The organism is Stutzerimonas stutzeri (assembly GCF_024448985.1).
Lineage (GTDB): Bacteria > Pseudomonadota > Gammaproteobacteria > Pseudomonadales > Pseudomonadaceae > Stutzerimonas > Stutzerimonas stutzeri_AP.
In genome coordinates, this window is sequence record NZ_JAMOII010000002.1 from 288,963 (window position 1) to 300,244 (window position 11,282).

General features: G+C 60.6%; 11 protein-coding genes. 8 read left to right on the top strand and 3 right to left on the bottom strand.

What is annotated here, in order from left to right; all coding sequences use genetic code 11:
* Nucleotides 1-53: 53 nt before the first annotated feature.
* From NA647_RS04130 to NA647_RS04145, 4 genes are all read left to right on the top strand, one after another.
* A complete protein-coding gene (locus NA647_RS04130; protein WP_256056537.1) occupies nucleotides 54-683 on the top strand; it encodes a thiol:disulfide interchange protein DsbA/DsbL in 630 nt (209 codons plus the stop codon).
* Between the two features lie 7 nt (nucleotides 684-690).
* Nucleotides 691-1,560, top strand: coding sequence for an endonuclease/exonuclease/phosphatase family protein (locus NA647_RS04135; RefSeq protein ID WP_256056538.1), 870 nt, complete (start codon nucleotides 691-693; stop codon nucleotides 1,558-1,560).
* Nucleotides 1,557-3,386: a GGDEF domain-containing protein gene (locus tag NA647_RS04140; RefSeq protein WP_256056539.1), complete on the top strand. Its 1,830-nt coding sequence runs from the start codon at nucleotides 1,557-1,559 to the stop codon at nucleotides 3,384-3,386. Before NA647_RS04135 ends, NA647_RS04140 begins: the two co-directional genes overlap by 4 nt.
* Nucleotides 3,387-3,534: 148 nt before the next feature.
* Entirely contained in the window at nucleotides 3,535-4,311 is a 777-nt protein-coding gene (locus tag NA647_RS04145) for an N-acetylmuramoyl-L-alanine amidase (RefSeq protein WP_256056540.1), read from the top strand.
* Nucleotides 4,312-4,318: 7 nt separating this feature from the next.
* Here NA647_RS04145 and NA647_RS04150 read toward each other — a convergent pair whose 3' ends face one another.
* Genes NA647_RS04150 through algB form a run of 3 tightly spaced genes read right to left on the bottom strand, consistent with a single transcriptional unit; the run spans nucleotide 4,319 to nucleotide 7,890 of the window.
* Nucleotides 4,319-4,726, bottom strand: a complete 408-nt coding sequence (locus NA647_RS04150) for a DUF1330 domain-containing protein (RefSeq protein WP_256056541.1) — start codon at nucleotides 4,724-4,726, stop codon at nucleotides 4,319-4,321.
* 33 nt (nucleotides 4,727-4,759) lie between these two features.
* Complete coding sequence (locus NA647_RS04155) at nucleotides 4,760-6,547, bottom strand: KinB sensor domain-containing domain (protein ID WP_256056542.1); 1,788 nt, start codon at nucleotides 6,545-6,547, stop codon at nucleotides 4,760-4,762.
* Entirely contained in the window at nucleotides 6,544-7,890 is a 1,347-nt protein-coding gene (gene algB, locus NA647_RS04160) for a sigma-54-dependent response regulator transcription factor AlgB (protein WP_256056543.1), read from the bottom strand. Before algB ends, NA647_RS04155 begins: the two co-directional genes overlap by 4 nt.
* Before the next feature lie 306 nt (nucleotides 7,891-8,196).
* Here algB and NA647_RS04165 point away from each other — a divergent pair, with 306 nt between their 5' ends.
* The 4 genes from NA647_RS04165 to NA647_RS04180 all read left to right on the top strand — a co-directional run bounded on the left by NA647_RS04165 (nucleotide 8,197) and on the right by NA647_RS04180 (nucleotide 11,037).
* On the top strand, nucleotides 8,197-8,631 hold the full coding sequence (locus NA647_RS04165; RefSeq protein ID WP_256056544.1) for a ferritin-like domain-containing protein: 435 nt from the start codon (nucleotides 8,197-8,199) through the stop codon (nucleotides 8,629-8,631).
* A 212-nt stretch (nucleotides 8,632-8,843) separates the two neighbouring features.
* On the top strand, nucleotides 8,844-9,080 hold the full coding sequence (locus NA647_RS04170) for a hypothetical protein (RefSeq protein WP_131651341.1): 237 nt from the start codon (nucleotides 8,844-8,846) through the stop codon (nucleotides 9,078-9,080).
* A gap of 74 nt (nucleotides 9,081-9,154) precedes the next feature.
* The gene (locus NA647_RS04175; RefSeq protein WP_003282841.1) at nucleotides 9,155-9,325 is read left to right on the top strand and encodes a DUF1328 domain-containing protein; all 171 of its coding nucleotides are present in this window, start codon (nucleotides 9,155-9,157) and stop codon (nucleotides 9,323-9,325) included.
* 482 nt (nucleotides 9,326-9,807) lie between these two features.
* Nucleotides 9,808-11,037 (top strand): nucleoside recognition domain-containing protein, encoded by a 1,230-nt coding sequence (locus tag NA647_RS04180; RefSeq protein ID WP_256056545.1) that lies wholly within the window; start codon nucleotides 9,808-9,810, stop codon nucleotides 11,035-11,037.
* Nucleotides 11,038-11,282 lie beyond the last annotated feature (245 nt).

An 11,282-nucleotide genomic window follows, 5' to 3' on the forward strand; every position in this document is an offset into this window, starting at 1 on the left:
TTTGCTGCAGCCTGTGGCGCTATCGGTCAGCCGTTCAAGCCAAGGGAGTCACCATGCGTAAACTCGTTCTCAGTGCCGTTCTCGTAACCGCCAGCCTGTTCGGCTTGCCGGTCCACGCGGCGGAATTCCAGGCGGGCAAGGAATATGTCGAACTTAAGACTCCGGTACCGGTAGCCGAACCGGACAAGATCGAGGTCGTCGAGCTGTTCTGGTACGGCTGCCCGCATTGCTACCAGTTCGAGCCGATCATCAACCCATGGGTCGCAGAGCTGCCAGATGACGTGGATTTCAAGCGCATCCCGGCCATGTTCGGTGGCGTATGGAACGTCCATGGCCAGATGTTCCTGGCGCTGGAATCCATGAACGTCGAGCAGAAGGTTCACGACGCGGTATTCAATGCCTATCACCGCGACGGCAAGAAGCTGGACACGCCAGAAAAGATGGCTGAATTTCTCACTGGGGAAGGCGTCGATCAGGACGCGTTCCTCAAGGCTTATAACTCCTTCGGTGTGAAAAGCCGCGCCGAGCAGGCCAAAAAGCAGGCCATGGCCTATCAGATCACGGGCGTACCGGTCATGATCGTCAATGGTAAGTACCGTTTCGATATCGGCTCCGCAGGCGGCCCGGAGCGTGCGCTGGAAGTCGCCGACTTCCTGATCGAAAAAGAACGAGCAGCCCGGTAATCGCCACATGCTTCGCCGTTGGAGTTCACCACGCCTGGCCGGACCGGGTCAGGCGCGGGTCAATCCACTCTGCCTGGACTCCAGCGGGCTACCCTGCAATGGCCGGTTGCGCCTGCTCAGCTTCAACATCCAGGTCGGCATCAGCACCGAGCGCTACCATCACTACCTGACCCGCAGCTGGCAGCACCTGTTGCCGCATCCGGGGCGAACCGGGAATCTGCAGCGCATTGGCGAGTTGCTCAGCAACTACGATCTGGTGGCGTTGCAGGAAGCAGACGGCGGCAGCATGCGCTCCGGCTATATCAATCAGGTGGAACATCTCGCGCAGCTCGGGTCCTTTCCTTACTGGTATCAACAGCTGAACCGCAACCTGGGTCGTTTTGCCCAGCACAGTAACGGCGTGCTTAGCCGTCTTGAGCCGCAGGGCCTGGAAGATCATCCGTTACCCGGTCCGTCCGGCCGCGGCGCCATCCTGCTGCGGTTTGGTGAAGGCGAGGATGCGCTGGCGGTGGTCATCATGCACCTGGCGCTCGGCGGTGGTACCAGAACGCGCCAGCTGGCCTATATACGCGACCTGATCGGGGGCTACCGTCATCAGGTATTGATGGGCGACATGAATACCCATGCCAGCGATCTGCTCGAAAACTCTCCGCTGCGTGACCTTGGACTGCAGGCCCCGCAGGTCGAGGCGACCTTTCCCAGTTGGCGTCCGCAGCGCTGCCTCGACCATATATTGCTGAGTCCAAGCCTGACACTCGAACGCGTCGACGTGCTGGCGAAGATCAGTTCGGACCATCTGCCCGTAGCCGTGGAGATTCGCTTGCCCGATTCGTTGCATGGCGATGCTCTGCCAATGCCGCTAGGCACGCCGACATGAGCGACGATACGCAGCGCTGGAAGGACAAGTACCTTCAGCTAGTGGAACAGCAAGAGCAGCTCGAAGAGCGTTGGCGCTCGCATCTCGATTTGCTACGGCGCAGCCTGGTGCGCAGCAGCTACGCAGTGGATGGCACCGACCCAGTCATCGAACAGTGCATGCATGAGCTTCGCGAAGTCCTGCGCGACGATGTACCCGAAGATCGTCTGGCGGCGCTGGTGCCGCGCCTCGAACGCGCCGTGCTGGACACCGAGCGTCGCAAGCAGGAGCGTCTGGAGCACTTGAGTCGGTCTTTGCACCGTCTGGTAGCGCAGCTGCTTACATTACCGCTGCCCCGAGAAATCCGCCAACCGTTGAAGCGTTTTGCTCGGCAACTCGACGAGCGAGCCGCGCGGCCGATTGAGTTGCCCGCTCTACTGGGCGAGTTGGGTGACTTCCAGGATCGAGCGCTGACCTTGCAGCTAGCCGAGACCGGGGGCTCGGTGGGGCTGCTCGGCAGATTGTTCGGCCAGCGGACACGGGGTGCGGAAAAACTGTCGGACGCCGGCGCTGTGGCTTCTCCGGAGGTTATCGAAGCCGATCGAACGGACCTGCCGGAGCCCGACGAGGCAGCGTTAACTTCGCGAGTCGAGCCGTTGGTCGAGGGTGATTGCCTGCCCCCAATAGAGGCGGACCGTGATGACCTGAAGGAAGCGCTCTGTCTGGAAGCGGCTAGCGCGTCGGTGGTTGTCGCTGCTCCGGCGGCAGACGATCATGACCTCCCTGCGTCACCCGAGTATGCCTACAGCGCCATCGCCGAGCGGGTGGAGTCCGCGTTGTATAACCTGCTCGATGGTCTGCAGTTGCCAGAGCATCATCAGTCGCAGTCGATCGCCCTTCGAGGGCGGATCGAGCAAGGGCTGAACTGGTATGAATTGGTGCCGCTTCTGGACGATCTGGCGCAACTGATAATCGCGGTCGCTGACCAAGGGCAACGCGAGTTTGAAAGTTATCTGAAGCAGCTCAATGAGCGCTTGGCGATCATGCAGGACAACCTGCGCTCCGCCCATGAAGGCCACGCGCATAGCAGAGAAACCGCACAAGCGCTGGATGAGCAGCTTCGTCACCAGGTGGATGGCTTACAGAGCAGCATGCTCAACGCCAAGGATCTCCCAACGCTGAAGCATGCCGTTCAGACCCGAATTGATCGTTTGCTCGAGACTGTCGATACCTATGAGCAACAGCGCGGCGAGCATGAGCAGACTGTTGGTGAAAGGCTTAATGTTCTAGTTGAGCGGGTTGCGAGTCTTGAATTGGCTGCTAGCACGATGCGAGATCGTCTCGAAGAACAGCGGCAAATCGCCTTGCGTGACCCGCTGACCGAACTTCCCAACCGCGCTGCATGGGATGAACGCCTGGAGTTGGAAGTGGCGCGTCAGCAACGCTACGGCGGCCAGCTGCTGCTGGCCGTGCTGGACGTCGACCATTTCAAGCGCATCAATGACAGTTTTGGCCATCTCGCCGGCGACCGCGTGCTCAAGATCGTTGCAGGTGAGCTGCGCAAACGGCTGCGCAAGACTGATTTCATTGCCCGTTTCGGTGGAGAAGAGTTTGCGCTACTGCTGCCTGAAACACCGGCAGAGGCGGGCCTGAATTTGCTTGAAAGCCTGCGTACGGGCATTCAGAACTGCCCGTTCCACTTCAAGGGTGAGCGCATTCAAGTGACGCTATCGGGCGGGTACACAAGTTTCGCCGAGGCCGATCAGCCCGAGCAGGTATTCGAGCGCGCCGACCGTGCGCTCTATCGGGCCAAGGATGCCGGGCGCAACCGTATCGAAGCGGGCTGACCAGCCGCTCTGGGAGCAATTCGGGCGCCTCGGTATAATCCCTTCTCTTATTCCAGCGCCAACTCTCGCGGTGCTGACCGCGTGCCGTTGGTACTGCACTGTCCAGCTGCCAATGTCTGCGTCATTTCGCTGTTGATCAGAGGTACCGATGAAAGCCTTGATTCTCACTGCGTTTGCCTTGCTGCTCGCAGGCTGCGCCAGTGGCCCGCGTATCGATACCAGCCATACGTCCGTTGGCCAGGACAGCAGGGTGCAATTCATCGTCCTGCATTACACATCAACCGATCTTCAGCACTCGCTCGATATCCTCAAGGGTGACGGCGTCAGCAGTCATTACCTGATCGCCGAGGCACCAGCGACAATTTACCAGTTGGTGGACGAGAATCGCCGCGCCTGGCATGCCGGCGACAGCCAATGGAATGGCCGCACCTGGCTCAACTCCAGTTCCATCGGCATCGAGCTGGTCAATCGCGGTTATATCGAAGGCGAGAGCGGGCGGCTGTGGTATCCCTATTCCGAGCAACAGATCGACGCGCTGATCGTGCTGCTCAAGGACATGATGCAGCGCCATGGCCTGAAGCCGGGCGCTATCGTCGGCCACAGCGATATCGCCCCGCAGCGCAAGGTCGATCCCGGCCCGCTGTTTCCCTGGAAGCGCCTGGCCGACGCCGGATTGGTGCCTTGGCCGGACGCCGCCGAAGTCTCACGCCAGCGCAGTCTGTTCGTCATGCAATTGCCGGATGTGGCCTGGTTCCAGGAGCAGCTCGTCAGGCAGGGTTATCAAGTGCCGAAGCACGGCCATCTCGATCTTGAAACGCGCAACGTGATCGCGGCCTTTCAGATGAAGTATCGCCCGACACGCTTTGACGGCGAACCGGATGCCGAAACCGCCGCGATTCTCGCCGCGCTAGGCTCTCAGCGTTGAGCTGCACTCAGGCGCTTGGAATGCAGCCGATCAGCCGCGAGTCGGCCAGCGCAGCGGTGCGGTGCATGGCTGCCGCCTGGTATTCCTCATCCGCCAGCATTGCCAGGAAGGCTTCCGGCGAGGGATATCGCACCAGCAGCATTTGATCCCAGCGCTCCTGGTCCGGGGCTATCAACGCGAACTGAGCTCTGGCAGCTACCTGTACCTCACCCCCGGCCGCCCGTACCTTGCGTAGCGCAGTGCGGCTGTAGCGTGCATAGGCCTCCGTGCCGCTGCATGGTGCATGTTCGCTATCGATGGGATAGGCCGCCTCGTGATTGAAACGCAGCAGATTGAGCATGAGGATCGGTTCGCCGGTCGGCATCTGCTCGGCGAAGCGCTTCAGTTGTTCGACGCTGGGATTGAGGCTGGGCATGCGCGGCTCCTGATTGTTCTTCTAGGCCCTGGCTCAGATCGGCAGGGCGATGTAGAAGATGGTGCCGTGACCGATTCGCGAATGCACGCCGATACGACCACCATGCAGCTGGGCGATTTCCTTGCATAAGGCCAACCCCAGTCCGGCACCACCGCGGCGGCGACCGATCTGCACGAACGGCTCGAAAATCCTCGCCTGCTGGCTGTAGGGAATCCCTTCGCCATTATCTTCGACGCTGAGAATGACCCGCTCGCCGTGATGCCGTGCCAGCAGGCGGATCTCGCCACCCTCGGGGGTGTGCCGCAGTGCGTTGCTGAGAAGATTGTCGAGCACCCGCTCCATCTGTTGCCGGTCCAGCAGCAGGTTGGGCAGCGGCTCCTGCAGTTCCAGCTCGATATCGATATCGCTCTGCGCGGCGACGGCCTGGAAGCGCTGGCGCGCTTGCTCGAGAAGCTCGGTCGGGTCGCATGGCTCGCGCTCTAGTTTTTGTTGGCCGCTCTGGTAACGCGAGAAATTCAGCAGATCGTTGATCAGCGTGACCAGACGCTGCATTTCTTCATGCACGGTGCTGAACAGGTCGGCCTCGCGGCTGCTGTCCGGATAGTGCGTCCGCTCGCGCAGCAGGCTGAACGCCATCTGCATGCCGGTAACTGGAGTACGCAGCTCGTGCGAAGCGCGCAGGACGAACTCGTTGCGTACGCGCTCGAAGGTGCGCTGGTCGGTGACATCGTGAAGGACCATCACAGCACCGCTGATGCGTCCGTCGTGATGATTCACCGGACTCAAGCGCCACGACAGCAGCCGGCGCTCGCCGTCCGCCTCGATCACCAGATCTTCCGGCGGGCCGGATAATGGCTTGTCATCCAGCACCTGTTGCGCGGCCTCGTCCAGCTCCGGATAACCGAGGGCCTGACCGAGTGTCGAACCCAGGTGCTCGTTCTCCCAGGCCAGCTGCCGTTGTGCGACCGGATTGGCATGCTCCAGCCGGCCCTGGCGGTCGACGATCAGCAGGCCGTCATCGATGCTGTCCAGCAAGGCCTGCAGGCGCTGTTGGCCATTGACCAGCGCCTCGACATTGGTTTGCTTGAATTGGTGCAGGGCCTGCGCCATCAGACCGAAGCGGCGGATCAGCGAGGACAGTTCGGCGATGGGCGAGGAGGGCAGGTCGATGCTGAAATCGCCGCGACCGATCTGGTCGGCCACACCGGACAACTGTTCGATCGGATCGCCGAAGCGGCGGGCGAAGCTGTGCGCGGTGATGAAGCCGATCAGCAGCACCGCAATCCCGGTCAGACCGAGCAGCCCGGCCAGCAGTTGCGCCCGTTCACGGCTGCGAATCTCGGTGTCGCGAATCTGGGCGTATGCACTGTGCTGCATCTCGACCATCAATTCACGTACGCGATTGAAGGACTGGCTCAGGGCATTGTCTTCCAGCAGCGTCGAGTTCAGGCTTGCAGGCGTTTCCAGCTCATTGATGAAGCTGGCGTACGCCTCTCCGATCGCCCGGTACGCCTGTTGGTCGGCTGCCTCCGATGCCTGAGACAGGCCGCGCGACAATGCCGTCTGGAACACATCGCGCGATTCCGCGAAGGCGGCGCTGTCACGCTCCTCGCGCACCAACAGCAGCAGATGATTGCTCAGGGCCTGGCGCAGTTGCTGGTTGACCTCGATCACGCCGAAGTTGTCGCGGATGAGCTTTTCCTGGCTCTGGGCCATCTGCACCACGCTGACCAATGCCAGCACCAGCCCTAGCAGTGCCACGGTCATCAATGCCGAGAAGCCCAGGAAGAGACGGGTTCTCAGCTTCATCTGGATTTTCATAAGCCGTATTGCTTGCGCTTTCGGTAGAGCGTTGAAGCGTCGATGCCGAGGATCCGGGCGGCCTGTTCGAGGGTGTCGCTGGTGCTCAGCACGCCGGAGATATGCGCTTTCTCCAGATCTTCCAGGCTGAGCGGCTCACCGATGCGCGGTGCGTTGTTGATGTTCTGATCGGCCAGTCCGAGATGGCTGACTTCGATCATCTCCTGCGGGCAGATGATGCTGGCGCGCTCGACCACGTTGCGCAATTCGCGCACGTTGCCAGGCCAGCGGTAGGTTCGCAGTGCCGCGATGGCACTGTCGCTGAAGCCACGCGCCGGGCGACCGTAGTTCTTGACGAAGAACGCGAGGAAGCGCTCGGCCAGCGCAACGACGTCTTCCGGACGCTCGCGCATCGGCGGAAGGTTCAAGGTGATGACGTTCAGGCGATAGAGCAGATCCTCGCGGAAGCGCCCTTCACGCACCATTTCCTCGAGATTCAGGTTGGTCGCGGCGAGGATGCGCACGTCGGCACGCCGCGTGACCGGATCACCGACGCGTTCGTATTCCTTGTCCTGAATGAATCTGAGCAGCTTGGGTTGCAGGGCGAGGGGAAAGTCACCGATTTCGTCGAGGAACAGTGTGCCGCCGTCAGCCTGGTTGACGCGCCCGAGGGTGCTTTCGGTCGCGCCGGTGAAGGCGCCGCGGTTGTGTCCGAACAGCTCGCTCTCCATCAGGTCCGCTGACAGCGACGGACAGTTGATGGTGATGAAGGCTTTCTTCGCGCGGCGGCTCCAATTGTGGATTGCCCGCGCCAGTTCGCCCTTGCCGGTACCGGATTCGCCGAGAATCAGGATGTTCGCATCGGTGTCGGCCACCTGTCGGCCGGTCTCCAGGACGCTCATCATCGCCGGGCTATAAGAGCCCAACGCGTCACTGCGCTTCTGCACCTCGCCTTCCAGCGCTTCCAGCCGCGCCGCCATCTGGCGGACCTCCAACTGCTTGGCGGCTGACAGGCGCAATTGCTCCGGGCTGCACGGCTTGACCAGATAGTCCGCGGCGCCGGCCTGCATGGCGTCCACCGCGGTATCCACGGCCGAATGAGCGGTGACGATCACGACGCGCATCCAGGGCGCGAGTACACGCATCTGTTGAAGGACGTCGAGGCCGTTGTCTTCGCCAAGGCGTAAATCGAGGAAGCACAGGTCGAACACCTGACGTTGCAGAATCGCTTCGGCCTGCGAGGCGCTAGCGGCCGTGACTACCGTGTAGCCCCGATCCTCGAGGCAGTAGCGGAAAGTACGCAGGATCGCGGCTTCGTCATCTACCAGGAGAATGCGCCCACCGCTGTCGGTCGTTTGGTCCATGGATGCTCCAGTCAGGCAAAGGCGGCTTTGCTGGCCAATCGGGGAATAGTCGTGTCTTGTCGAGCGCTCGGATCGCCGAGCCTATGTTGGCGCCTGCTTTAGTCTACGAAAAGGCTTGCAAGTTGCACGGTGTCATTGAGCCTTTCCTGCACCCTGCAATCAATCATCAAGCGTAACGCTTGCGCAAGTGTTTGATTATGAAGGCAGCGGGTTTTGCGTTCGTCTGGCACGCAGCTTGCGGCCAAACCTTCGGAACGCGCTCGACCGGTTCGGTTCGCGCATCGTAGCAGTCATCCCGGAGGCCATATGAATCAGAACATGAGTCAGCTCAACGAGCTTATCGAGATCACCCGTGACGGCCAGCATTTCTACCACCACGCGCTTGACGTCGTAAACGACGTCGAGTTGCAACATCTGTTTCGCGACCTCGCTCAGGCCAAGACCCACATTATTCAAGCGCTGTCGGTGAAAGTCGCTGCCAACCAGGAGCAACCGGCCCAGGGCGGCACCACTGCCGGCAAATTACGCGAGATGTATGCCGACACCAAAGCACGCCTCGGTGATGCTGATGCTGTGTACATCGATCAGCTGGATCAGACGGAAGAACGCATCCTCGCCGCATTCGAAGATGCCTTGAAAACTGCCGAACCGGATGTGAGGGCGTTGCTGGCCATTGAGCTGCCGAAAATACGCGCCTGCCACGAGAAGATTCACAGGCTCAACCACGGCTCGGCCCTTTGAGCATGAGGCCGGGATTAGTCCGTCGTGCAAATCGCCCGGTGATCGAAGCAGGCATCGTGCAATATAAGTTGACGATCGGCCTAATAGACGAGCTAAGTTATTGAAAATAAAGCAGAAAATAGATTTTATAAGGCTGGCATGACGTCTGCACTGTAATAAGCAAGACAGAGGGTAAGACCGACATGCCCCGCATGCTTAGAAGGAGTTTGAGGATGAATCGTCAGGCGCGTTTCTCACTGGTTGGCAAAGGTTTTCTAACCGCAGCTGTAGTTACTCTTATCGTTGGTGCCGAGCGTCCGATGTCGCAACCGCTCAGCCAGGCACAGCATGAGTCAGCGGAACGAATCCGGATGTATGACGCTCAACCAGTAGGGATCGTGCAAACCGGCCCTGCACCGAAGACGATTGATTACATGCAGGTGCGGTCGGAGCAACGCTGGGTTTTTTAGTGGTAATCCGCGAGCTGATCAATTGCTGACATCGGTCCCGCAAAAGATGTCTTGAACCGAAGAGAGGTAACACCATGCTGAGCTGGGCTATTACATTTCTGATCATCGCCATCATCGCCGCGGTACTGGGCTTCGGTGGTATCGCTGGCACCGCAACGGGTATTGCCAAGATCCTGTTCGTGGTTTTCCTGGTGCTGTTCGTCGCTTCGCTGATCTTCGGCCGAGGCCGCGGTCCGCGTGTCTGATGCAGTGATGCCGCCCGAAAGGGCGGCTGCAACACCAACGGATGTAGTAAAGGCGGGATGCCAGAATTCAGTGCCTTCGCATGATGCTTGCGCGGGCCTACAAAGACTGAGGTGACTCGCCCAGCGAGCACCACTCAGCCCGCGTAGCGGGGAGGCCAAGGGGTCGGGACGCTCTGTTCGACGGAGTGACCTAAGGGTACATGGAGTGCCCTCTTCAGGGACCAGGCTCAGCAAAAGGCAACCGAAGGTGGAGTCACCACCTTCGGCTTGCGATCTCTTCAGCGTCTGCCACTTCGAAATATTGCTCAGAATCGTTCGGCGCTCATGCCTGCCGATTGTTCGGACGCAGCGTAGTATCGTCATCTCCCCATTGGCTTTGGCCGAAACTTTCTCCTCGTTCCGCCGAACGTCTCAGACGTGTGCGCATGGCTGTTCACCAGCCGCACCGCTATCATCGCGTGCAGTCAAAATCGGAGACTCACATGCTCAACGGCCTCTGGCTGGGCTTTTTTCTGATCGCCACCGTTGCCGCGCTTGGGCGTTGGCTGCTGGGCGGCGATCCGGCGGTATTCGCCGCACTGGTCGAAAGCCTGTTTGCCATGGCCAAGCTGGCCGTGGAAATCATGATCGTGCTGTTTGGCACCCTGACGCTCTGGCTGGGTTTCCTGCGCATCGCCGAGAAGGCGGGTCTGATCGACGTGCTGGCGCGCATGCTGGGGCCGCTGTTTCGGCGGCTGATGCCCGAGGTGCCGGCCGGACACCCAGCCTTGGGGCTGATCACGCTCAACTTCGCCGCCAATGGTCTTGGCCTGGACAACGCCGCGACGCCCATCGGCCTGCGCGCCATGCGTGCACTGCAGGAGCTTAATCCCAGCAAGACGGTCGCGAGCAACGCGCAGATTCTTTTTCTCGTACTCAACACCTCATCGCTGACGCTGCTACCGGTATCGATCTTCATGTACCGCGTGCAGCAGGGCGCTGAAGACCCGACCCTGGTGTTTCTGCCGATCCTGCTGGCAACCACCGCCTCTTCCCTGGCGGGTCTGCTGGCGGTGGCGCTGGTGCAGAGACTGCGCATCTGGGACCCGGTGGTGCTCGCCTACTTTATTCCCGGTGCGCTGCTGCTTGGCGGCTTCATGGCGCTGCTCGCCGGGCTCTCGGCCACCGCGCTGGCATCGTTATCATCGCTGCTGGGCAATCTCACCCTGTTCGGGCTGATCATCGGCTTTCTGGTCGTCGGGGCGCTGCGCAAGGTGCCGGTCTACGAGAGCTTCATCGAGGGCGCCCAGGAAGGTTTTGAGGTTTCCAAGAATCTGCTGCCCTATCTCATCGCCATGCTCTGCGCCATCGGCGTGCTGCGCGCTTCCGGCGCGCTGGATTACGGGCTGGATGGCATTCGCTGGCTGATCGAAGCACTGGGCTGGGATACCCGTTTCGTCGATGCGCTGCCCACGGCGCTGGTCAAACCCTTCTCCGGTAGCGCTGCGCGGGCGATGCTGATCGAGACCATGCAGAACCACGGCGTCGACAGCTTCCCGGCGCTGATCGCGGCGACCGTGCAGGGCAGCACCGAGACCACCTTCTATGTGCTTGCCGTGTATTTCGGTGCGGTTGGCATCCAGCGCGCCCGGCATGCGGTGGGGTGTGCGCTGGTGGCGGATTTTGCCGGTGTGGTGGCGGCGATTCTGGTTTGCTACTGGTTCTTTGGGTGATACGTCGATTTGATTGCAAGGGTGACGTGTGGGTGGCGGCTTGCCCTGTAGCTGGGCGGCTAAGCGGGGCGGTGGCGGATTGATGCCGGACTGGCAATTTTGGGTGTTGCTGTTGGTTTGAAAAGTTGGTCTCAAACCGATTATCGAGTCTCTTGATAGTGCGGTTTCGCCCTGCTGGGCGAGTCACTTTTTCTTGTTTGGCCAAGAAAAAGTAACCAAAAAGAAGGCCACCCAACATCCGGGTT

Coding starts and splice junctions, on each gene's coding strand:
- NA647_RS04130 (WP_256056537.1), top strand. CDS start 54: ATGCGTAAACTCGTTCTCAGTGCCGTTCTCGTAACCGCCAGCCTGTTC.
- NA647_RS04135 (WP_256056538.1), top strand. CDS start 691: ATGCTTCGCCGTTGGAGTTCACCACGCCTGGCCGGACCGGGTCAGGCG.
- NA647_RS04140 (WP_256056539.1), top strand. CDS start 1,557: ATGAGCGACGATACGCAGCGCTGGAAGGACAAGTACCTTCAGCTAGTG.
- NA647_RS04145 (WP_256056540.1), top strand. CDS start 3,535: ATGAAAGCCTTGATTCTCACTGCGTTTGCCTTGCTGCTCGCAGGCTGC.
- NA647_RS04150 (WP_256056541.1), bottom strand. CDS start 4,726: ATGCCCAGCCTCAATCCCAGCGTCGAACAACTGAAGCGCTTCGCCGAG.
- NA647_RS04155 (WP_256056542.1), bottom strand. CDS start 6,547: ATGAAAATCCAGATGAAGCTGAGAACCCGTCTCTTCCTGGGCTTCTCG.
- algB (WP_256056543.1), bottom strand. CDS start 7,890: ATGGACCAAACGACCGACAGCGGTGGGCGCATTCTCCTGGTAGATGAC.
- NA647_RS04165 (WP_256056544.1), top strand. CDS start 8,197: ATGAATCAGAACATGAGTCAGCTCAACGAGCTTATCGAGATCACCCGT.
- NA647_RS04170 (WP_131651341.1), top strand. CDS start 8,844: ATGAATCGTCAGGCGCGTTTCTCACTGGTTGGCAAAGGTTTTCTAACC.
- NA647_RS04175 (WP_003282841.1), top strand. CDS start 9,155: ATGCTGAGCTGGGCTATTACATTTCTGATCATCGCCATCATCGCCGCG.
- NA647_RS04180 (WP_256056545.1), top strand. CDS start 9,808: ATGCTCAACGGCCTCTGGCTGGGCTTTTTTCTGATCGCCACCGTTGCC.